Genomic DNA, 21,276 nt, shown 5'->3' on the forward strand with positions numbered 1-21,276 from the left:
GGAGCAGTTATCGAGCCCACTAGGTTACAAACCTCGCGCCGCGATTTAATCGCCCCTAGGTTGAACAAATTTCAATCCGCAAAGGTAACCCCCCCTAGTAAAAATAAGCTTATTGGCGTTTACCACAGTGACGGCAAAATAAATGGCTGTTACGCTGATTAAGCTGAGTTTTAATTGCTTTATTGGCCTCAAGTTTACTCAATCCCAGTTTATAGCGAAGTTCTTCTAAGTGCATGCGCTGTGAGTCATCTAGGCTGCCGTCATGGATTTGTTCATGTACGGCGTCTTCAAAAAACTGACGACGTTTACGTATTTGCTCTGAAAAACTTGAAGCAAGCAAACCCGTGGGGATTGCCACCATTCCCATGCTCACCAAGGTGATCACCCCACCAAATAGCTTACCTACAGGAGTAATGGGCACAACATCACCATAACCTACCGTGGTAAGCGTGGCCATAGCCCACCACATAGCCGCAGGGATAGAGCCAAATTTATCGGGTTGTATGTCGTGCTCTAATAAATAAATGCCACACGAGGCGAGTATAAGCACCACCGACATTATAAAAAATGCGGCCAGTAATGAACTTGCTTCGTCTTTAAATGCTTGTAATAGCAACTGCATTGCACGAGAGTAGCGAGTAAGTTTAAACACTCTTAGCAGCCTTAATACCCGTAAAAAACGTAAATCGAGAGGAAACATGAACATTAATAGACTCGGTAAAATGGCTATTAAATCAATAAGAGCTAAAGGTGATAAAAAATAATGCAGCCGACGTTTTACGTTTGAACCTTTTATAGCTGCGTATTTGCTTTTATCGACACAGGCCCAAAGTCTTGCGAGGTATTCAAGGCTAAAAATAGCTACTGAAATTACTTCTAATAGTAAAAATTGCGGGTAATAAAGCTTATTTATACTTGGTACTGACTCAAGCACAATGGCAACAACGTTAAGCATAATTAAAGCAATTAGTGCAGTATCAAGTATATGCCCTGCTGTTCGGTAATCACCGGTTCCTTCAAATACCTGCGCTAAAGTTTTCCGTGCTGTGTTTTTCATTTTTTTAGCTTTAACAGCATATTAATACTGCCTTCTTCAAAATCACGACTGATAGTAAAGCCTAACTTACGGGCTAGTTCTATCATGCCGGTGTTCTCTGGTAGTGTTATGCCTTCAATGACTTCTACGCCTTGGCGCTTACAGTGATTTATTGCAGCGCTCATCAGCAACCTACCAAGACCTAAACCTTGGTAGTCAGAGCGAACCACTGTGGCAAACTCCGCATGTAAATTATCAGGGTCCATAATTACACGTGCCACGCCTAACGTACGGCTTTTACCTTCAAAGCGTTGGCAAACAATAAAGGCCATTTCTCGGTCGTAATCTATTTGTGTCATTTTTGCGAGTTGATCGTGATTAAACTGGGGGAGTTCGCCAAAAAAGCGTTTGTAGCGATCTTCTTTATTAAGGGATTGATCAAACTCTTGGTGGGCTTTTTCATCTTCTGGACGAATAGGCCTTAATGTAGCACGTGTGTTATTTTTAAGGGTTACTTCTTCTACAAGGTCAATAGGGTAAGGGCGTATACATAAACGTTTACGATCGCTACGTGTCTGATAACGGTTAACAGTAATGGTGGCATCAAGCACTAAAAATTGGCCGTTACTGGCTAAAATAGGGTTTAGCTCCATGGCACTTATGTCAGGTTGATCGACAACAAGTTGAGATATACGTGTGAGCAGGGCGCACAGGCGGTATTTATCGACTTTTTCTGGCAGGATACGATCTTTTAATACGCCTTTATCGTTTGCTGCCGCAATGAGGTATTTAGCTAAGTTCATATTAAGTGGCGGCAAAGCAACGGCTGCTTGGGCATACTCTAATCCATTACCTGCTTCACCAAGTAATATAACGGGGCCAAAATTAGGCTCGGTTTTAATGGCGATTCGCAGCTCATTAGCACCAGCACGGGGCGCCATTTTTTGTAGTGAAAACCCTTCAATAACCGCATCTGGATAGGTGTTTTTAATGCGTATCAGCATGGCAAAGGCAGTTTGTTCAACTTCGTTTGCATCGTTGAGATTGAGTACCACACCACCGACTTCTGATTTAGAGGCAATACTTGGACTAATCAACTTTAACGCTACGGGAAAGCCTAATTCAATTGCTTGCTCACGCGCTTCTGTGGGCGTGTAGGCTACTTCTGTTTTAATACACTCAACACCATAATGACTAAGGATTTGGCTTGCTTGATGCGTGGGTAAGTAGCTTTGATCTTCTTCTAAAAATTCGTTAATGAGTGAAGTGGCCGCAGTTTTATTTATTTTGGCGTCGTCAGTGTTTGATTCCGGAGTTTGCGTTAAATGCTTTTGGTTACGACGATAACTAACCAAATGCATAAATGCGCCAACGGCACCCTCAGGCGTGCGATAGGTTGGAATAGTATGGTTAGAACAAACACGCCTAGCGGCATAAGCTGCATCTTCCCCCATAAAGTTGGTCATGACATAGGGGCGCGCCATCTTTGGTATTTTTTGTAAGGTTTGCACTATCATATCGGCGTAGTCTTCACTGGGTGCAAGTGCTGAGGGAGTATGAATAATAAGTAAGTTTTTAACTTCTTCGGCGCGTAGTAAAATCTCCAATGCTTGCCTGTAACGGGCTGGTGCAGAGTCGCCAAAAATATCAACAGGGTTAGATGTAGTATCCGACTGGGGGATCACTTTATTTAGTGCCGCTCGGGTTTGCTCGCTTAGCTGGGCAAGCTTACCGGAATTTAAAATCAGCTCATCAACCGCCATGACACCCGGTCCGCCGCCGTTAGTTAAAATGGTTAACTGCTCAACTTTTAACAGTTTTGGGTGTATGGCGAGTGTTTGCGTGGCCGCAAAAAGTTCGCGCAGGTCACTAACCCGAAGCATACCAGCACGTTGAAAAAGCGCATCGTACACCGCATCTGAACTTTGTTTGCCACCGGTATGGATTTCGGCGGCCAGTGCGCCTGCGCCAGTTTTACCCGTTTTAATGGCTATGACGGGTTTGCTAAATGCAGCCGCGCGTGCTGCTGAGATAAACCCGCGGATATCCTCTATATTATCTATGTAGAGCAGAATCGCTTTGGTTTTTGCATCACGGCCTAAAAAGTCGAGTAGCTCGTCAAAATCAATATCTAGGCAATCACCCACAGATACAAAATACGAAAAGCCAATTTCTTTATTTTTAGCCCAATCTAAAATAGTGGAGCACACCGCTGCAGATTGCGATATAAATGCCAGTTTTCCCGGTGCTGCTACGGTGTGTGAAAAGCTGGCATTGAGACCAATATGCGGGATAAGTAGCCCTAAACAGTTTGGTCCAAGCAAGGTAACGTTATGGTGATTAGCTGCATGTTTCAAGGCCGTTTTTTGGCACAATGAAAGTCCATCGGCAATCACAATCGCACTTTTACAGCCAAGCTGGCCTAACTGCTCAATAATGCTTAGTAAGGTATTTTTATTAGTACAAATAACGGCTAAGTCGGGCACCTTGGGCAGCGCTGCAATATCAGGATAAGCAAGCACTCCATGTACTGCACTATGGGTTGGGGTGACGGGCATAATTGGCCCTTTAAATCCGCCTTGTAATAAATTGCGCATAACCACAAACCCCGCGCGAGTAGAGGTATTCGAGGCGCCAATAACAGCTACCGAGGCCGGATTAAAAAATTGGCTAATACGCTTTAGGCTCATGCTATATCCTTGGCTGATAATGTTTTGCGTTATTTATACTCACAATGTACCCTGTTTGCTGTGTTATTTCGAGCGCGTAAATGCTTATTATTGATATCAATCAAGGAGATTTTTGTGAATAAAACACCCCATTTTTACACTGTTATTGCTGCTATTTGTTTAAGTATAGGCTTAGTTTTATTTGGCTTTATTATTAAAAGTGCTGCCGTTGATGTAAAAAGTATGGACCGAAGTGTGCAGGTAAAAGGGTTAGCTGAGCGTGAGGTTAATGCCGATACGGTTATTTGGCCCTTGCAATACACCGATGCAGACAATAACCTAGAAAAATTGGTTAGTCGAGTTGAGCAAAAAAATAGTGCCGTGATTGCTTTTTTAAAGTTACATGGCTTTGATGATGACGAAATAAGTACCGGTAGCCAGTCAATTATTGATAAACAGGCCCGTGAATATGGTAACGATAATCAAAAATTTCGTTATTTAGCCCGCGCTAACATTATTGTTTATTCTAACGCGCCCGACAAAGTCCAAAATGCATTAGGCAAAGTAAGCCAACTGGCGAAGCAAGGTATCGCAATAGTACAGGATAGTTACGAAACCAGGGTCGAATATTTATTTACCGGCCTTAACGATATCAAGCCTGCAATGGTGCAAGAGGCTACAGAAAAAGCCCGAGAAGTCGCTAACAAATTTGCTAAGGATTCGAACTCAACACTTGGCAAAATAAAATCCGCGCGCCAGGGGCAATTTAGTATTAGTAATCGCGACTCTAATACCCCTCACATTAAAAAGGTGAGGGTGGTCACCAGTGTAGAGTATTATTTAAGTGACTAAATCGCTCTCACTAGGTGGGCAATGTGTGCTGTTGAACGTTGCAGATAAGCTGCACTAAGTAAAATACCGGTTTCGTTAATGTTTGCGCCTTTTAAAACATTTACTAATTGTTGTTTAGCGGTTGGGGTTTGTTTTTGTTCTATTTCCATAAGCGCTAATAAGGCTGAAAACTCATGCTTTACTGGCGTGCTAGGTTTATCAGCATAAGCAATATAACAGGCAACAGGAGTAAGGCCGTTAGCATTAGTTTGTGCTAAGGCTTTTGCTAGCCCATCGTTAGATTCGAATAACATTAATGAGCGTACGTAGTTAAAAGGCAGCTTGTGAGCATGGGCGTGTTTAAATACACTGTGCAGCACATTATTTCCCCGGCTGTCTTGTGCTAAAAAGCCGTTATTTTCTTTTAATGCCGGTGTAAAAAACGTTAATGCATCAGTCGTTGTTAATTGGTTTATAAAAGGTGCTGGTAAGGTGTTGGTTGTTAAAATACGTGTTGCCACATTTTGCATAAAATCGTATTTGATACTCATTCGCAAAGCACTTTCGTAAAGGTGGTTTAGCTGCAATGTTTGTTGCGCAGGGGTTAACTGTTTAAAGTCGTTATCAAGCTCGTCTAGCTGATGCTTGGCAATGCGCGCATTAAGTAACTGTATGCTTAAGTCCATTCTTAACTCTACCTTTGAGCGTTTTTATTACTATAAAACAAAAAAGGCCGCATCAGCGACCTTTTTCTATTTATAACCAAGTATTAAGCTTTTTTACTTGCTACCCACTCGTTTACAAAGTTCTCTAGTACGTTAAGTGGTACAGGGCCATTTTTAAGTATAACGTCGTGGAACTGACGAATATCGAACTTATCGCCTAGTTGCTTTTTAGCATCTTCACGCAGCTCTAAAATCTTAAGCATACCCACTTTGTAAGCCGTTGCTTGCGATGGCATTACAATGTGACGCTCAACCATTTTAACACCGTCAGATGTGGCGTTAGGCGTATTATTTACGTAGTAATCAATACCTTCTTGGCGAGTCCATTTCATTGCATGAATACCGGTATCAACTACTAAGCGACACGCACGCCATAATTCCATCGAAAGGCGACCAAAGTCTGAGTAAGGGTCTGAGTATAGGCCCATTTCTTTAGGAATGTACTCTGAGTATAAACCCCAACCTTCAATGTATGCTGTGTAGCCACCAAACTTACGGAACTTAGGTACACCTTCAAGCTCTTGTGAAATAGCAATTTGCATATGGTGACCCGGAATACCCTCATGGTACGCTAATGCTTCCATTTGGTACGTTGGCATTGCTTCCATGTCGTAAAGGTTTGCGTAGTAAATACCAGGGCGTGAGCCATCTGGCGCAGGTTGTTGGTAAAATGCTTTACCCGCTGCTTTTTCGCGGAATGCTTCAACGGCTTTAACTTTAAGGTCAGCCTTTGGTTTAACAATAAATAACTCATCTAGGCGAGTTTTCATGGTGTTGATTAGACCCGTGGCTTCATCTAGATAACGCTGCTTACCTTCCTCGTCATTGGCGTAATAAAATTGTTTATCCGTTTTCATAAACTGCATAAACGCTTTTAAATCACCTTTAAAGCCTACTTTGTCTTTAATTTCACGCATTTCATCATGAATGCGTTTTACTTCAGCAAGGCCAATAGCATGAATTTCTTTAGCGGTTAAGTCAGTTGTGGTGGTGCGCTTAAGTGCGTTATTGTAAAACGTTTCACCGTCAGGCAGTTTCCATGCGCCATCGCGGTTATCAGCGCGTTTTTCTAGCTGTGCTAAGTAATTAATTAACTTAGAGTAAGAAGGCTTTACGGCTGATTTTAATGCATCAGTTGCATCGCTGATTAAGGCATCTTTTTCATCTTGGCTAATTTCAAGGGCGCTTACTTTACGTTTAAAGTCGGCTAATAGTGTTGAGTCTTCGCCTTTATCAAACGGCGCACCATGAATGATGTTTTTGCTCGAATCTATCACATGTGGGAACACAAATTTAGGCGCGATAATACCTTTATCAGCACGGGTTTCTAAATCAGTAATAAGCTGATCAAATACTGCAGGTACGCCGTTTAAACGTGCAATGTAATCTTTAGCTTCTTTAACGTTACTAATTGAGTGCTGGTTAATTAAAAACGCAGGCACCATAGAGTGCGTACCAAACATTTGGTTAACTGGGTAGTTATGGTAACGCCATTTAAAATCAGCAATCGAGCTTTCTAGGTCTTGTTTTTTTAAGTCGTAACTTACTTTAGTGGCATCATCGAGTAGGTCGCGATTAATGGCTTTTAGCTCAACTAAATCGGCTTTTGCTTGTGCTAAGTCTTTTAGTTTGCGCTCTTCGCTGCCGTCATCCCATTTATCGTAGTCTTTTTTAATACCCATGTAAGTTTGGTAAACCGGGCTGCTCATTACATCGCGGTTAAAGGTATCTTCAAAAAACGCATTCGCTTTGTCTATTTCGCTTTGCACAGGTTGTACTTGCACTGCAGGCGCTGGCATTGTTTGTTGTGGTGCCTGCTGGCAGCCGGCTAAAATAGCAACGCTCACGGCAGCTGCAATAAAGGTAAGTTTACGCATTGTTTTCCCTTTGTTGTTAGAAACCCATTAGGGTGTATTATATTTATTTGCTTGTATTTTATGTTTATCGCGCGTGGTCAAAAACCACTACACAAACAATTCTAGCAGGTCATTTAAAAAACGATGGCCTTTAAGGCTTACTTGCCAGTGGCCGTTTTCTTGTATTAACAAGCCTGCATTTATTGCTTTAGTTAAAGCCGCTTGCTGGCTTTGTAGCGGCTGACTAGTCAGCGCACTGAAATCTTCAACTGGGCAAGGCTCTACTAAGCGAAAACGATTCATAAAAAATTCAAAGGCTAAATCGTCTTGTTCTACTTGCCAATTTTTGTACATATATGGTTTTAACATATCCATATAACCACGTGGGTGTTTAACCTTTTCGGTGCGTGTGATTACACCGGTTTTTGCATCGGTCACCTTACCATGAGCGCCACAGCCAATACCGAGATAATCGCCAAAACGCCAATAATTCAAGTTATGTTGGCATTGAAAGCCAGGCTTTGCATAACCGGATATTTCGTATTGAATATAACCTGCTTGGGCAAGGAGTGCTTGGCCTTGCTCTTGAATATCCCATAAGGTTTCATCTTGTGGCAAAGTTGGCGGCTTGGATGCAAATTGAGTATTTGGCTCAATAGTAAGCTGATACCAAGATATATGTGGCGGATTTAAAGCAATAATCTTTTTTAAATCGCTTAGTGCATCGTCAAGGGTTTGCCCTGGTAGGCCATGCATTAAATCAAGATTAAAGCTATTTAATCCGGCTTGCTTAGCTTGCTTAGCTTGCTCTGCAGCGTAGTGCGCTTCGTCGGCACCATGAATACGGCCAAGTGCTTTTAACTTGTCGTTTTGCATGCTTTGCACGCCAATAGAAATCCGGTTAATGCCCGCTTTAACGTACTCTTTAAAGCGATTCGTTTCTACTGTACCTGGGTTCGCCTCAAGGGTTATTTCGCAGTTGTCGCTTAGGCCAATTAGGCCATCAACTTCGCTTAATAAGCGGGTATAAGCATCACCCGTTAATAAGCTTGGTGTACCGCCGCCAATAAAAATACTATGAATCTTACGCCCTTGCACCAAGTGCAAATCGGCTTTTAAGTCGTCAATTAAATGCTGAACATATTCAGCTTCAGGAATATCGCCTTTTTGCCCATGGCTATTAAAATCGCAATAGGGGCATTTTTGCACGCACCAAGGTACGTGTACATATAAGCTCAATGGTGGAAGGTTCACAGGCCGCCTTTGTTTTTAAGCTCTAATAGTAACTTTTTAAGTGCTTGGCCGCGGTGGCTCACTGCATTTTTTTGCGCTTTGGTGAGCTCGGCGCTGGTACAGTTTTGCTCAGCAACAAAAAATACCGGATCGTAACCAAACCCGCCTTCGCCATTTTGGGTTTGTGTAATTTCGCCCTCCCAACTTGCGCTGCAAATAAGTGGGGTAGGGTCATCGGCGTGGCGCATTAATACTAATACACACCAAAAACGCGCTTTACGATTAGGGTTGCTACCTAAATCATTAAGCAGTTTGTCTATGTTATCTTGATCGCTGGCGTTTTCACCGGCAAAACGCGCTGAGTACACCCCAGGTGCGCCATTTAAGCCATCTACCTCTAAGCCCGAGTCATCCGCAATGGCTGGCATACCGGTAATTTTAGCTGCATGGCGGGCTTTAATTATCGCGTTCTCTACAAAGGTGGTGCCGGTTTCGGCCACTTCGCCTACATTAAAATCGCTTTGTGGAACGACGTTTATGTTAAGCGGGATGAGCATGTTTGCCAGCTCATTTACTTTACCTGGGTTGCCTGTGGCAAGCACTAATGTTTTGGTCATGATGTTAATCTACATAAAATTTTTGCTGAAATTGTAATTTTTGAAATTGATTACTTTGTTGTATTTCAATTTCAAAACGTAAAATTTCTTCGTTGGTGTAATTTACTTGGGCAAGGTAATAAATTGAGTCACCTTCTTGTACTTCTTTAAAAGTGAGGGTTTGTTTATTGCCAAGTAGGTTTTTTGCTGTGCCGCTTAGCTTCACAGTTTGCGCGGTTTTATCGCTGTTATTTTTTAGTACTGAAATATTAACAATCCCTTTATAACCACTACGTTCAAGGCCATAGGTTTTTGCTATTTGTGGCTGAATAAAAGTAGATGGGAAAGCAATGTAATGCACTTGCCAAGGCCCTAGCTCTTTGTATTGTGCACCTTGCATCTCTTCACTGTGGGCATTAAAAGCAAAGGCTAAAAAACTAATAAAGCAAAACTTAATTAAACGGTTCATTGTGGTGTCCTATATAAAAAAGAGGCCAAAGGGCCTCTTTTGCTTATAACAAAAATTTAGGCTAACAAGTCCATCAGCAGCATTTGTAAAAACTGAATACCAATAATTAGTACAAGCACTGATAAGTCTAAGCCACCCATTGGTGGAATAATTTTACGAAGTGGCTTGAGCATTGGCTCAGTAAGCTGATGGAAAACCGCTTCTATAGGGTTATAACCTTGACTTACCCAGCTTAAAATAGCGCGTATGATCAATACCCAAAATACTAAGTTTAAGCCTTCTTTTAATACGGTAATAAGCGCTTGTATAAACACAGGTTGTGCAGCCCATGCGCCATATATAACCAGCATTAAAGTACTAATTTTGGCTACAGCCACTATAAATGCCAGCAATAGAGAGGCTAAATCGAGCCCGCCTAGGCCAGGTATTATTTTACGCAATGGGTTGACCGCAAACGAGGTTGCTTTAACCACAAATTGGCTCATTGGGTTGTAAAAGTCGGCTTTTGCCCACTGTAGCCAAAAACGCAGTAGCACCACCATTAAAAACAAATCAAACAGGGTACTGATCAAAAATTGCATGGCATTCATAGTGTAACCTTCAATAAAAAGTAGTTTTAAAGTTCTTTTTCCATTTGCATCGCACGCGCTATACACGCATCCATTGCATCGCTCACTGTTTGCACTAGGCCTTCGCCTTTTAAATGCTCAACAGCTGCATGAGTCGTGCCGCCTTTAGAGGTTACATTAGCGCGTAATTGCGAAATGCTTATCTCTGGTTGGCTCAATGCCATTTCGGCTGCGCCAAGCGCTGTCTGCTGTACCAAGCGGCGTGCATCTTCATCGGTAAAACCAAGTGCTTTCGCTTTTTCTTCAATTGCTTCCATAAATAAGAAAAAGTAAGCGGGCGATGAGCCTGTTACGGCTATTATATCGTTGATTTGTGACTCTTGCTCAACCCACACAACAATACCTGTGCACTCAAATACCTGTTGTACAAAGTCGTGCTCTTCAGCTGTTTCATCTGCGCCAAATAAACCCGATACACCACGCCCAAGTAACGATGGGGTGTTTGGCATACAACGTACCATTTTAACGTTTTGGCCTAGCATTTCTCGCAGGCGCTTAACGGTTAAACCCGCCGCTACCGAAATAAACAGTTTATCACTAAAGTCGATACCCGAATCTTGGAACGATTTACATAAATCGCCCATCATTTGTGGTTTAACAGACAATACAATGACATCAGCATCGCGTAAGGCTTCGTTATTGTCGCTGGTGGTTTTCACCTTGAAATCGTCTGCTACCTTGGCAAGCTTTTCTTGGTTGCGGTTTGTTGCAATGATGTTGTTTGCATTAAAACCGTTTTTTACCATGCCACCAATAATGGCGTAGCTCATGTTACCTGTGCCTATAAATGCGATTGTTTTATCTGACATATGTCTGTTATCACCTTTTAAGTTCGCGTTCCAAAAATATCTGTGCCGATCCTCACCATGGTTGAGCCTGCGCTTATGGCGGCTTCAACATCATTACTCATCCCCATCGACAACGTATCTATATGAGGATATTGGGCCTTTAGTTTATCAAAGCAAGCGTGTAATTGCTCAAAAGATTGACTTTGTTCACTCGGATCGTCGCTTTTAGCTGGAATAGCCATTAAACCGCGTAAAGTAAGCTGTTCACATTGGTCAATAAACTCAGCCAGCTCGGGTATTTGCTCAATGCTACAGCCCGACTTTGCCTCCTCTGCGCTTATATTTACCTGAATAAGCACGTTTAAAGGGGCTTTATCAGCGGGGCGTTGAGTGTTTAATCGCTTAGCTATTTTTATTCTATCTACGCTTTGTACCCAGTCAAAATTAGCGGCAACAAGGGCGCTTTTATTTGATTGAATTGGGCCAATGAAATGCCAAATGATGTCGCTAAATGTGTGTAGTTGAGCTATTTTATCTACAGCCTCTTGAACATAAGACTCGCCAAATTGGCGTTGGCCGTGCTCGTAAGCAGCAATAATATCGTCGCATGGTTTTGTTTTTGATACTGCTAGTAGGGTAATTTCATTACTACTACGTTTAGCATTTTTGGCCGCGCTGGCAATTCTAGCGTAGGCGGATGTGAGTCGTTCTGCTATTGTAACCATATATTTATCAGTTAGTTGTGGAGTCATAAATGGATATTACCGAATTATTAGCGTTTAGTGTGCAACACAAAGCATCTGATTTACACTTATCGTCAGGTGTTTCACCTATGATACGCGTAGATGGTGATGTTCGCCGCATTAATATACCTGCACTTGCAGACAAAGACGTAAACAGTCTTGTTTACGACATTATGAACGATAATCAGCGCAAGGACTACGAACAAAACCTAGAAGTGGATTTTTCGTTTGAAGTGCCTAACCTTGCGCGTTTTCGTGTTAACGCATTTAACTCAAACCGCGGCCCTGCAGCGGTGTTTCGTACCATCCCTAGCGATGTACTGACGCTTGAGGATTTAGGTGCGCCAGATATTTTTAAAACAATATCAGATAACCCTCGTGGTTTAGTATTGGTTACCGGCCCAACGGGTTCAGGTAAATCAACAACCCTTGCGGCTATGGTCGATTATATAAATCAAACAAAACATCACCATATCCTCACCATTGAAGATCCTATCGAATTTGTACACGATAATAAACTTAGCCTTATAAACCAACGTGAAGTGCACCGTGATACGCACAGCTTTTCTAATGCATTGCGCAGCGCGCTGCGTGAAGACCCCGATGTAATACTTGTCGGTGAGCTACGTGACTTAGAAACCATTCGCCTTGCGATGACCGCCGCTGAAACCGGTCACTTAGTGTTTGGCACGCTACACACCACCTCGGCACCAAAAACCATTGACCGTATTATTGATGTATTCCCAGGTGAAGAAAAAGACATGGTGCGCTCAATGCTTTCTGAGTCGTTACGTGCCGTTATTTCGCAAACACTACTTAAAAAAATTGGCGGTGGGCGAGTGGCTGCTCACGAAATTATGATTGGTGTGCCGGCGATTCGTAACCTAATTCGTGAAGATAAAATTGCACAAATGTATTCGTCTATTCAAACGGGTGCATCACACGGCATGCAAACTATGGATCAATGTTTAAATAATTTAGTTAATCACGGTATTGTGACTACTGCAGCCGCGAAAGAAAAAGCCCAAGACAAAACACAGTTTGGTGGCTAAGGACTTACTATGAATTTATCTTTAAATCACTTTTTACAAATTATGATCGAGAAAAAAGGCTCTGATCTTTTTGTATCTAGTCAGTTACCTGTTAGCGCAAAAATTAATGGTGAGCTTATCGCTCTTAGTGACGATAAGTTGAGTGATGAGCAATCGCTCGCGCTAGTAGAGTCAGCAATGAGTGATAAACAAAAAAATGAGTTTCACTCAACTAAAGAGTGTAATTTTGCAATAGCCACAGACGAAGGGCGTTTTCGTATATCGGCTTTTTGGCAGCGTGATAGAGCGGGCATGGTTATTCGCCGTATTGTAACGCAAATACCTGATGTAAGTGATTTAGGCCTGCCCTCAACACTTACCGATGTAATTATGGCTAAGCGCGGATTAGTGCTGTTTGTGGGGGGAACTGGCACGGGTAAATCAACCTCATTGGCTGCTTTAATTGGCTACAGAAACCGCAACCAACGCGGCCATATACTCACTATTGAAGACCCAATTGAGTTTGTACACGAGCACCGTAAAAGTATTATTACTCAGCGCGAAGTAGGGCTTGATACCGACAGCTTTGAATCGGCACTTAAAAGCTCTTTACGCCAAGCTCCCGATGTTATTTTAATTGGTGAAATACGCTCACAAGAGACCATGGAATACGCACTGAGCTTTGCCGAGACGGGCCACTTATGTGTGGCTACACTGCATGCTAATAATGCCAACCAAGCCATTGACCGTATTATGCACTTAGTCCCTAAAGAAAAGCACGACAAGCTCAAGTACGACTTAGCGCTAAATTTACGCGCCATTGTTGCTCAGCAGCTTATTCCAACCTCTGATGGGGAAGGGCGAGTTGCCGCGATTGAAATATTATTAAACTCACCCATGGTGGCAGAGCTAATTAAAAATGGGGATATTGGTGGCATTAAAGAGGCTATGTCTAAGTCTAAAGAAATGGGTATGCAAACCTTTGACCAAGCCTTATTTGAGCTATATAAACAGCAACGTATTAATTACGCCGATGCGCTGCATCATGCTGATTCGCCAAACGATTTACGCTTAATGATTAAGCTGCGCAATAACGAGCAACAAGGCGCAGGCTTTTTACAAGGTGTAACCATTGATGGACTCGATGATAAAAACGGTAATTAACCTACAGTATGTGTAGGTAAGTTACTCATTTTTAATTATTTAATGCATAAAAAAGCGCCTATTGGCGCTTTTTGTTTTAAGGAAGTTATTCACCATAACTGGCTTCAAAAAAGCTTTCTAAAATAATCACTGCCGACATATTATCGACATTTCCTTTACCTAAATTTTTATAGCCGCCGTGCTCAAATAAACGGGCTTTTGCATCGGCGGTTGTGAGTCGCTCATCTTGTGTATGCACCGGTATGCCGTAATGGTTGTGCAAGCGGTTAGCAAACTTTTTAGCCTTAAAGGTTACCTCTTGCGAGGTGCCATCCATATTAAGTGGCAAGCCCACCACCATTAAGTCGGGTTGCCACTCTTTAACTTGAACTGCAATATGCTCCCAGTTAGGAATACCATCTTGGGCTTTTACAGCCTTGAGGCTAGAGGCGCTGCCAGTGAGTTCTTGCCCTATAGCAATACCAATACTTTTTGTGCCAAAGTCGAAACCCATTACGGTACGTTGGCCTTGAGGTTTAAGGTTCTTTTTAGTCATTATGGTTCTTTAAGCGTGTCCAGCTTCACTGCAAAGCTGGCTGACATCAAAGCCCAGCATTGAAACTGCTTTTTCCCAGCGTTTTTCAACCGGCGTATCAAAAATGATCTTCGGATCGGCTTTAATGATCAACCAACTGTTATCTAAAAGCTCTTGCTCAAGTTGTCCTTGCTCCCATCCCGAATAACCAAGCGTAATAATAAATTGCTCAGGTGCGTGGGCGGTGGTCAGGTTGGCAAGTACATCTTTTGATGTGGTGATCATTATATCACTGCTGAGCTTTTGGCTTGCAGAATAACCAGGCTGAGGTGAATGAAGTACAAAACCCCGGTCGGTTTTAACCGGACCACCTGCAAACACAGAGACTTGCGCAGCTTGTTGAGTTTTGTCGTTGTCTATTTCTATTTTATCTAAAAGCTCACCAACGGTTACATCAATAGGCTGGTTGATCACCAATCCCATAGCCCCATCTTCATTGTGCTCACAAATATAGGTAACGGCACGTTTAAAAAAAGGGTCTTGCATCGACGGCATAGCGATTAAAAAATGATTTTCTAATGATTGCATAGATTTCACCCTTTTAGTTTATGAATACTTATTGAACTTTGAGTATGGCATAGATATATATGTAGCGTATAAAAAGTCCATTAATTGTATGAAATACTTAAATTAATGGACTTTTAAATGGTATTTATTTAGCTAGCTTACGCTCAATGGCGTCAAACAAAATACCGGTAATAGATATATCGTAAGCGGCTTCAATTTCACGTACACAGGTTGGTGCAGTTACGTTAATTTCGGTGAGCTTGTCGCCAATAATATCTAAGCCTACAAACACTAGCCCTTTTTCTTTAAGTGTAGGGGCAACTGCTTGCGCTATTTTAAGATCTGACTCGCTAAGTGGGCGGGCTTCACCACGACCACCTGCCGCCAAATTACCGCGGGTTTCACCATTTTGTGGAATACGCGCTAAACAATACGGAATTACTTCACCATCAACAACCAATACGCGTTTGTCGCCTTGTTTGATCTCTGGAATGTAATTTTGCACCATAGCAAAGCGGCTACCGTGCTCAGTGAGCGTTTCACAAATAACACCAATGTTTGCATCATCTTCTTTGATACGAAAAATAGACGCGCCGCCCATGCCATCAAGTGGTTTTAAAATAATGTCTTTATGCTCAGCTAAAAATGCGCGTATTTGCGCTTGGCTACGTGTTACTAATGTATCGGGCGTATGCTCGCTAAACCACGCTGTAAATAGCTTTTCGTTAGCATCGCGCAGGCTTTGTGGCTTATTAATAATTAACGTACCTTCTTGCTCTGCACGTTCTAATATATACGTTGCGTAAATGTACTCTGTATCGAACGGGGGATCTTTACGCATTAAGATAACGTCAAGGTCGGCAAGTGCTATTGTGGTTTTCTCTTCAAGTTCGTACCACTTTTGCGTGTTATTAAATACCTGTGCTTTTGCTGCGGTTGCATACGACTTACCTTGGCGAAGTGATAAATCATCCATCTCCATGTAATAAATTTCATAGCCACGTTCTTGCGCTTGCATCATCATTGCAAAACCGGTGTCTTTTTTGATGTTAAATCCACTAATAGGATCAGAAATAATACCTAACTTTATCGCCATGCGCTGTGCCTTAATCTAATTATAATTACTACTAGAGTGTTAATAGTTTTAATATGAGGGTGCCATTGAGCTATTTCAATTAGCTAAATCGCCAAATTGTAACTGTAATGCACTTAAGACCGTTAAAGCGGCTGTTTCTGTTCGTAAAACACGTGGCCCTAAACGAATATCAACAAATTCTTGCTGTTTAGTTTGCGCCATTTCTTCGTCAGTGAAGCCCCCTTCAGGGCCTACTAAAAAGCGTACACCGGCGCTTGGAACGGTTATTGTTTTAATACTGTGCTCGGCTCGCGGATGCAAGGTGAGCTTAATTTCGTCTGTATGTTGCTCAAGCCATTGCTTTAAATCAACCGGTGGATGAACAACTGGCACATAGTTACGTCCCGATTGTTCAGCGGCTGAAATTGCAATTTTTTGCCATTGTTGGTGTTTTTTTTCTAACCGGTCGCCACTGAGTTTAACGCCACAGCGCTGACTAAAAATAGGGGTGATTTCGTTAATACCTAACTCAACAGATTTCTGAATGGTAAAGTCCATTTTGTCGCCGCGTGATACGCATTGGCCTAAATGAATGTTAAGCTCAGATTCGACATTATGCTCATCAAAACGTAGTGGCATAACAACAACTGACTTTTTAGTGACCTCTATAATTTCACTGAAGTATTCACCGCCTTCACCATTAAAAATAGACACATGTTCGCCTACTTTCATGCGCAATACGCGGCCAATATGGCCCGCTGCATCATCGTTTAAAGAAACCGGGGTGTTTAAGGCAATACTCGATGCCTGATAAATATGAGGTACTCGCATGGGAATCACTTATTGTATAGCGTAAAGGTGTATATCGCTATGGTAAGTAAGCAGGGCGTTGTACGCAATTATTTATTTGAGTGTCTTGGCAAGTGCGACTAAATCTTTGGGTGTTTCAGCAATATCTGTGTCGCACGATAAGTGATTTTTAAAGCCTTCGTCAGTAATACGATCGAATGTATAGCCGCTATCATCAGCACTGACTACATAGCGTTTTTCATGTAGAGAATTATAAATAAAACGTTGTTTTTCGTCGGCTAGCAGGTAGTCGGTGTTATTAAATAACACCCCCTGTATATCGTGATGCTCATGCAGGTAAGTGGCCAACTCAGATACGCTAATTTCGTTTTCTAAATCGCAATAACAGTAATCTTTAATAAGCTCGTCAAACATCATTTTAACCAGCTTACGGGTGTTACTGCCTGCAACTATTAAGGTGCTGGGTGTATTGGGTGTGGCGTGCTTAAAATAATATTCAGCAAATGTGCGACTAAATTCGTTGTCTATATCAATTAACAAATAGTTAGTTACTTCAAATGACATAGGGCCCCGTTGCTTTATGCAAATGTGTTGTGCCAGTTAACTAAATACGGGGCGCTTGGCGACTTATTTAATAGCGTGGCGTTAAAGTGAAAACATGCTAATAAGTAAATAGCCTATAGCACAAAAAACAGCAAACTCAATGCATGCTATGCCTATATTGTCTTGATGGTCTACCTCTAAAGCAGTATCAATATTGGGCAATGAAATTGCTTTTATTACAAAACTTAAACAATATAATAACACCCACATTACACCGCAATGCATTACCAGTGTAAATATATTTTCGACCATTTTTCCATTTTGAAAGGCAGCACTTGATAGCCCTGCGTAAACAGCGAGTGCTAAACCTATTGATTTTCCTGCATATCTAATGCCTATAGAGGTGTTTTCTAAATTAAAGTTGCTTTGCAGCGAGGCACCTTGGTTTGCTTTAGCAAAGCGGTATTCACGTATCTTACTATCTAGTGCAAACATCCCTTGTAACGTAAAAAAGCTTACAAATGCAATGAGTAAGTTGCTAAACCCTTGTGCATGGGTCCATGTATAAAGTCCCAGTGCAATAATGCAGTTGGCTAGTAACATGCCAGAATCCACCATTGCGGCACATACATTTTGCTTTAGTATGGCTTCTTCTTCATTAAATCTGTGCAAAATCCATTTTCTGTGAATTAAATGACCAGCTTTAATAAATGTAAATAACAGAACAATTAAAACAATCACTTTTAAGGGATTATGTTGTGCTGCGCTCATACTAATTTCATCAAATAAAAATGCCATGGTGGCAATAACCACGGTAATCTCTGAAGCGAAGCTAATACCCATGGCAAAGTTATCATGCTGCGCTAGCTCATCTTTAAGTGCTTGTTTTGCTTTTACTTGAGCAACAATTCTCAGGCTAAAAATCGTAATGCATATAACCGCAAAACTAATAGCAATCGCAATTAAACTGGTGTTAGATAATGATAAATATGACATGCTGATCCTAAGTAGAGATAACCTTTCTTGGTTTTAGTTATTCTAGTATGGTTAGTAAATATATAAAAGAGAGGATTGATGAGTAATAAAATGCAACTTCCTATTCAATTACAGAAACTTGGCTCAGCCCGCTTTGCACAGCTCTATCCGCAGCAACCTATACAAGAAGAAGTTGTAAAATTATGTGCTCTGAGCGACTTTGCTTTTCGTAGTTTAGAGTCGCAACCTCAATTAAAAGACTGGTTAATAAACCCAGACGAGCAATTTAGCCGAGACGTTCCCGCGCCATTCGACGGCCTTGATCTGCTACAGATAGATGAAAACCAGTGTAATAAAATTTTGCGCCAGTACCGAGAAAAATACTGGCTAAAAGTTGCCTACCTCGATTTATGCTGCGATAACCCAATTAGTGACAGTATTAAATACATAAGCCTATTGGCTGATATGTTGATTAGTAGCGCCAATAGGTGGGCGCATGCACAAACTGCAAAAACAGCAGGTGAGCCTCTCGATGAGCAAGGTAACCCTTTGCCCTTAATGGTTTTAGGCATGGGTAAATTGGGCGGTCACGAACTTAATTACTCATCGGATATAGATTTAATTTTTGCCTATCCGCGCAATGTACCTACTCAAGGTGGGCGTAAACCTGTTGAAGCGCAAGTGTTCTACACAAAGGTAGCGCAAAAACTGATTAATGCACTTAACCAAGTCACTGGTGATGGCCAAGTATTTAGGGTTGATATGCGCTTGCGTCCATTTGGCGAAAGTGGGCCTTTAGTGATGAGCTTTCACGCTATAGAAGATTACTACCAAGAGCAAGGCCGCGATTGGGAACGCTACGCCATGTTAAAAGGGCGCTTAATAGGCACACCTAATCAGTATTGGGATGAATTTATACAGCTTTTAAAGCCCTTTGTTTATCGCCGTTATATAGATTTTTCGGTGATTGAATCGCTGAGAAAAATGAAGCTAATGATAGCTCAAGAGGTGCGACGTAAACGCCTGACTAATAATATAAAGTTAGGAGCAGGGGGTATTCGTGAGGTTGAATTTATTGTCCAGGCTTTGCAAATGGTGCGCGGTGGGCGAGAGGCAAACTTACAAACTCAATCGCTACTGTATGCCCTAGAGCAGTTAATTCTAAACCAAGCGATGGATGAACAAGAAGCAAATGAGTTAAAGCATAACTACTTGCACTTACGTAAGGTTGAGCAATATTTACAAATGTTTGACGATCAACAAACACAAACCCTGCCAGATGATGAGCTCAATCAAGCGCGGCTAAATTATTTGCTCGAATCTGAAAGCTTTAATCATACTATGTCGCACATTGAGCAGGTTATGACTAAAATTCACGATGAATTTTTACTGGTGATAGGGGAGGAAACGGTCCCTCTTGATACCTGCGAAGGTGCGTTTATAAGTGCGTGGGATCATGGTGATGTGAGCTTTTTAAACGATATAAAAGAGCAATGGCAAGTGCCTCTTCATGACTTTAAACAACGTTTAAGTAAGGTAAATATAGGTAATCGTGGGCGTGATATTCTCGATAAGCTCATGCCCTTATTACTTAAACAGCTGAGCGATTTTAATGCCAGCGGTGAAACATTTACCATGGTATGCCGAATTTTAAATAAAATTGTATCGCGTACAGCTTACCTTGAATTACTGTACGAAAACCAAGGCGCGCTTAAACAGTTAGTATTATTGTGCTGCCACAGTAAGTGGATAGGGGAGCATATTTCTCGTTATCCCATTTTGCTTGATGAGCTAATAGACCCTGCTGCGCTTTACAAACCTACGCCGTTGAGCGCCTATAAAGATGAAATACGCCAATACTTTTTACGTATAGAGCACGACGACCTAGAGCTGCAAATGGAAGCGCTTAGGCAGTTTAAGCAAACACATCAATTACGTATTGCGGCTGCAGATGCAACCGGTGTGATTGATGTTATGAAAGTAAGCGATCACTTAACTGCACTTGCAGAAGCAGTGGTAGACCAAGCAGTTAATATAGCGTGGTATAACACGGTTAAGCGTTTTGGTATGCCGCCAAATACAGATGACGAGCATAAAGGGTTTGCGGTTATTGCGTACGGTAAAACAGGCGGTTTTGAGGTCGGCTACGACTCTGATTTAGATCTTGTATTTGTTCATAATCACGACGGTAATAGCAGTACCAATGGCGATAAATCGATTACTTCACGCCAGTTTTATTTAAAACTTGCGCAGCGCTTAATGCATTTATTTAATACCCGCACTGCCTCGGGGATATTGTATGAACTTGATACGCGCTTGCGCCCTGAAGGTGCTTCTGGTTTATTGGCTATTAACTTAGAAAGCTTTAATCATTATCAGCAAACCCAAGCGTGGACGTGGGAGCATCAAGCGCTTGTGCGCGCCCGCATAATATTAGGTCAAGATGAGCTAAGAGCGCGTTTTGCTCAAATTCGTAAAGAGATATTATGTGCCCCGCGCGATGTAGATATACTTAAGCAAGATGTGCTTAAAATGCGCGAAAAAATGCGGAACCACTTAGCGAAGGGAAACGCAGAGCAATTTGATTTAAAACAAGATGTAGGCGCCATGACCGACATTGAATTTATAACTCAATATTTAGTGCTTAAAAACGCCCCTCAGTTTAGCCAGTTAACGGAATTTTCTGATAACGTGAGAATACTCACAGACGCTGCTGCGATTGGGTGTATCACTAAAGCGCAAAAGCAGCAGTTGATTCAAGCGTATATTGATTATCGCTCGCGTTACCACGTATTAAGCCTAAACCAGCAAGGTCGCTTGGTGTCACGTAAAGATTACCAAAGGGATATTGAAAGCGTATCGGCATGCTGGAATACAATATTTGAACTAGGGCGTGTTGATCTTTGCGGATTGAAATTTGTTCAATCTAGGGACGATTAAATCGCGGCGCGAGGTTTGTAACCTAGTGGGCTCGATAACTGCTCCTGCGTTATTCTAATGACTTACATCCATGTAAGAATAA

Annotated in this window: 20 protein-coding genes; 4 read left to right on the plus strand and 16 right to left on the minus strand. The window is 41.9% G+C overall.

Annotation, left to right across the window (positions count from 1 at the left end; translation table 11 throughout):
- Positions 1-109: 109 nt before the first annotated feature.
- On the minus strand, positions 110-1,057 hold the full coding sequence (locus AN389_RS18065; RefSeq protein WP_055016809.1) for an ion transporter: 948 nt from the start codon (positions 1,055-1,057) through the stop codon (positions 110-112).
- Positions 1,054-3,726, minus strand: coding sequence for a bifunctional acetate--CoA ligase family protein/GNAT family N-acetyltransferase (locus tag AN389_RS18070; RefSeq protein WP_055020385.1), 2,673 nt, complete (start codon positions 3,724-3,726; stop codon positions 1,054-1,056). The genes AN389_RS18065 and AN389_RS18070 overlap by 4 nt, the downstream gene beginning before the upstream one ends.
- Positions 3,727-3,840: 114 nt before the next feature.
- On the opposite strand from AN389_RS18070, the gene AN389_RS18075 reads away from it, so the two are divergent.
- Positions 3,841-4,557 carry an SIMPL domain-containing protein gene (locus AN389_RS18075; protein ID WP_055016811.1) on the plus strand — a complete coding sequence of 239 codons (717 nt, stop codon included), beginning with the start codon at positions 3,841-3,843 and terminating at the stop codon, positions 4,555-4,557.
- Here AN389_RS18075 and AN389_RS18080 read toward each other — a convergent pair.
- The 8 genes from AN389_RS18080 to AN389_RS18115 all read right to left on the minus strand — a co-directional run bounded on the left by AN389_RS18080 (position 4,554) and on the right by AN389_RS18115 (position 11,584).
- Positions 4,554-5,222 (minus strand): hypothetical protein, encoded by a 669-nt coding sequence (locus tag AN389_RS18080; RefSeq protein ID WP_055018852.1) that lies wholly within the window; start codon positions 5,220-5,222, stop codon positions 4,554-4,556. The genes AN389_RS18075 and AN389_RS18080 overlap by 4 nt on opposite strands.
- 83 nt (positions 5,223-5,305) lie before the next feature.
- Positions 5,306-7,138: a DUF885 family protein gene (locus AN389_RS18085; protein WP_055016813.1), complete on the minus strand. Its 1,833-nt coding sequence runs from the start codon at positions 7,136-7,138 to the stop codon at positions 5,306-5,308.
- Between the two features lie 87 nt (positions 7,139-7,225).
- Positions 7,226-8,371, minus strand: coding sequence for a radical SAM family heme chaperone HemW (gene hemW / locus AN389_RS18090; protein WP_055020386.1), 1,146 nt, complete (start codon positions 8,369-8,371; stop codon positions 7,226-7,228).
- Positions 8,368-8,967, minus strand: coding sequence for an XTP/dITP diphosphatase (locus AN389_RS18095; protein ID WP_055020387.1), 600 nt, complete (start codon positions 8,965-8,967; stop codon positions 8,368-8,370). The genes hemW and AN389_RS18095 overlap by 4 nt, the downstream gene beginning before the upstream one ends.
- Positions 8,968-8,971: 4 nt before the next feature.
- Complete coding sequence (locus AN389_RS18100) at positions 8,972-9,415, minus strand: DUF4426 domain-containing protein (RefSeq protein WP_055020388.1); 444 nt, start codon at positions 9,413-9,415, stop codon at positions 8,972-8,974.
- A 56-nt stretch (positions 9,416-9,471) separates the two neighbouring features.
- Positions 9,472-10,005: a YggT family protein gene (locus AN389_RS18105; RefSeq protein ID WP_055016817.1), complete on the minus strand. Its 534-nt coding sequence runs from the start codon at positions 10,003-10,005 to the stop codon at positions 9,472-9,474.
- A gap of 26 nt (positions 10,006-10,031) precedes the next feature.
- On the minus strand, positions 10,032-10,853 hold the full coding sequence (proC, locus tag AN389_RS18110; protein WP_055016818.1) for a pyrroline-5-carboxylate reductase: 822 nt from the start codon (positions 10,851-10,853) through the stop codon (positions 10,032-10,034).
- Positions 10,854-10,870: 17 nt separating this feature from the next.
- Positions 10,871-11,584 (minus strand): YggS family pyridoxal phosphate-dependent enzyme, encoded by a 714-nt coding sequence (locus AN389_RS18115; RefSeq protein ID WP_055020389.1) that lies wholly within the window; start codon positions 11,582-11,584, stop codon positions 10,871-10,873.
- A gap of 2 nt (positions 11,585-11,586) precedes the next feature.
- On the opposite strand from AN389_RS18115, the gene AN389_RS18120 reads away from it, so the two are divergent.
- Together AN389_RS18120 and AN389_RS18125 are read left to right on the plus strand one after the other, a co-directional pair.
- Positions 11,587-12,627, plus strand: a complete 1,041-nt coding sequence (locus AN389_RS18120) for a type IV pilus twitching motility protein PilT (protein WP_004586840.1) — start codon at positions 11,587-11,589, stop codon at positions 12,625-12,627.
- 9 nt (positions 12,628-12,636) lie between these two features.
- On the plus strand, positions 12,637-13,770 hold the full coding sequence (locus AN389_RS18125) for a PilT/PilU family type 4a pilus ATPase (RefSeq protein WP_055020390.1): 1,134 nt from the start codon (positions 12,637-12,639) through the stop codon (positions 13,768-13,770).
- 85 nt (positions 13,771-13,855) lie between these two features.
- Here AN389_RS18125 and ruvX read toward each other — a convergent pair whose 3' ends face one another.
- From ruvX to AN389_RS18155, 6 genes are all read right to left on the minus strand, one after another.
- The gene (gene ruvX, locus AN389_RS18130; protein WP_055020391.1) at positions 13,856-14,305 is read right to left on the minus strand and encodes a Holliday junction resolvase RuvX; all 450 of its coding nucleotides are present in this window, start codon (positions 14,303-14,305) and stop codon (positions 13,856-13,858) included.
- Positions 14,306-14,314: 9 nt separating this feature from the next.
- On the minus strand, positions 14,315-14,872 hold the full coding sequence (locus tag AN389_RS18135; protein ID WP_055016822.1) for a YqgE/AlgH family protein: 558 nt from the start codon (positions 14,870-14,872) through the stop codon (positions 14,315-14,317).
- Positions 14,873-14,996: 124 nt separating this feature from the next.
- Positions 14,997-15,947, minus strand: coding sequence for a glutathione synthase (gene gshB, locus AN389_RS18140; protein WP_055018847.1), 951 nt, complete (start codon positions 15,945-15,947; stop codon positions 14,997-14,999).
- Positions 15,948-16,022: 75 nt separating this feature from the next.
- Positions 16,023-16,757 carry a 16S rRNA (uracil(1498)-N(3))-methyltransferase gene (rsmE, locus tag AN389_RS18145; protein ID WP_055016824.1) on the minus strand — a complete coding sequence of 245 codons (735 nt, stop codon included), beginning with the start codon at positions 16,755-16,757 and terminating at the stop codon, positions 16,023-16,025.
- A 72-nt stretch (positions 16,758-16,829) separates the two neighbouring features.
- Positions 16,830-17,300: a hypothetical protein gene (locus AN389_RS18150; RefSeq protein ID WP_055016825.1), complete on the minus strand. Its 471-nt coding sequence runs from the start codon at positions 17,298-17,300 to the stop codon at positions 16,830-16,832.
- An 81-nt stretch (positions 17,301-17,381) separates the two neighbouring features.
- A complete protein-coding gene (locus tag AN389_RS18155) occupies positions 17,382-18,275 on the minus strand; it encodes a hypothetical protein (RefSeq protein WP_055016826.1) in 894 nt (297 codons plus the stop codon).
- A 78-nt stretch (positions 18,276-18,353) separates the two neighbouring features.
- On the opposite strand from AN389_RS18155, the gene glnE reads away from it, so the two are divergent.
- The gene (gene glnE, locus AN389_RS18160; protein ID WP_055016827.1) at positions 18,354-21,194 is read left to right on the plus strand and encodes a bifunctional [glutamate--ammonia ligase]-adenylyl-L-tyrosine phosphorylase/[glutamate--ammonia-ligase] adenylyltransferase; all 2,841 of its coding nucleotides are present in this window, start codon (positions 18,354-18,356) and stop codon (positions 21,192-21,194) included.
- Positions 21,195-21,276: the final 82 nt, after the last annotated feature.

This window comes from Pseudoalteromonas sp. P1-7a, from assembly GCF_001401855.1.
Lineage (GTDB): Bacteria > Pseudomonadota > Gammaproteobacteria > Enterobacterales > Alteromonadaceae > Pseudoalteromonas.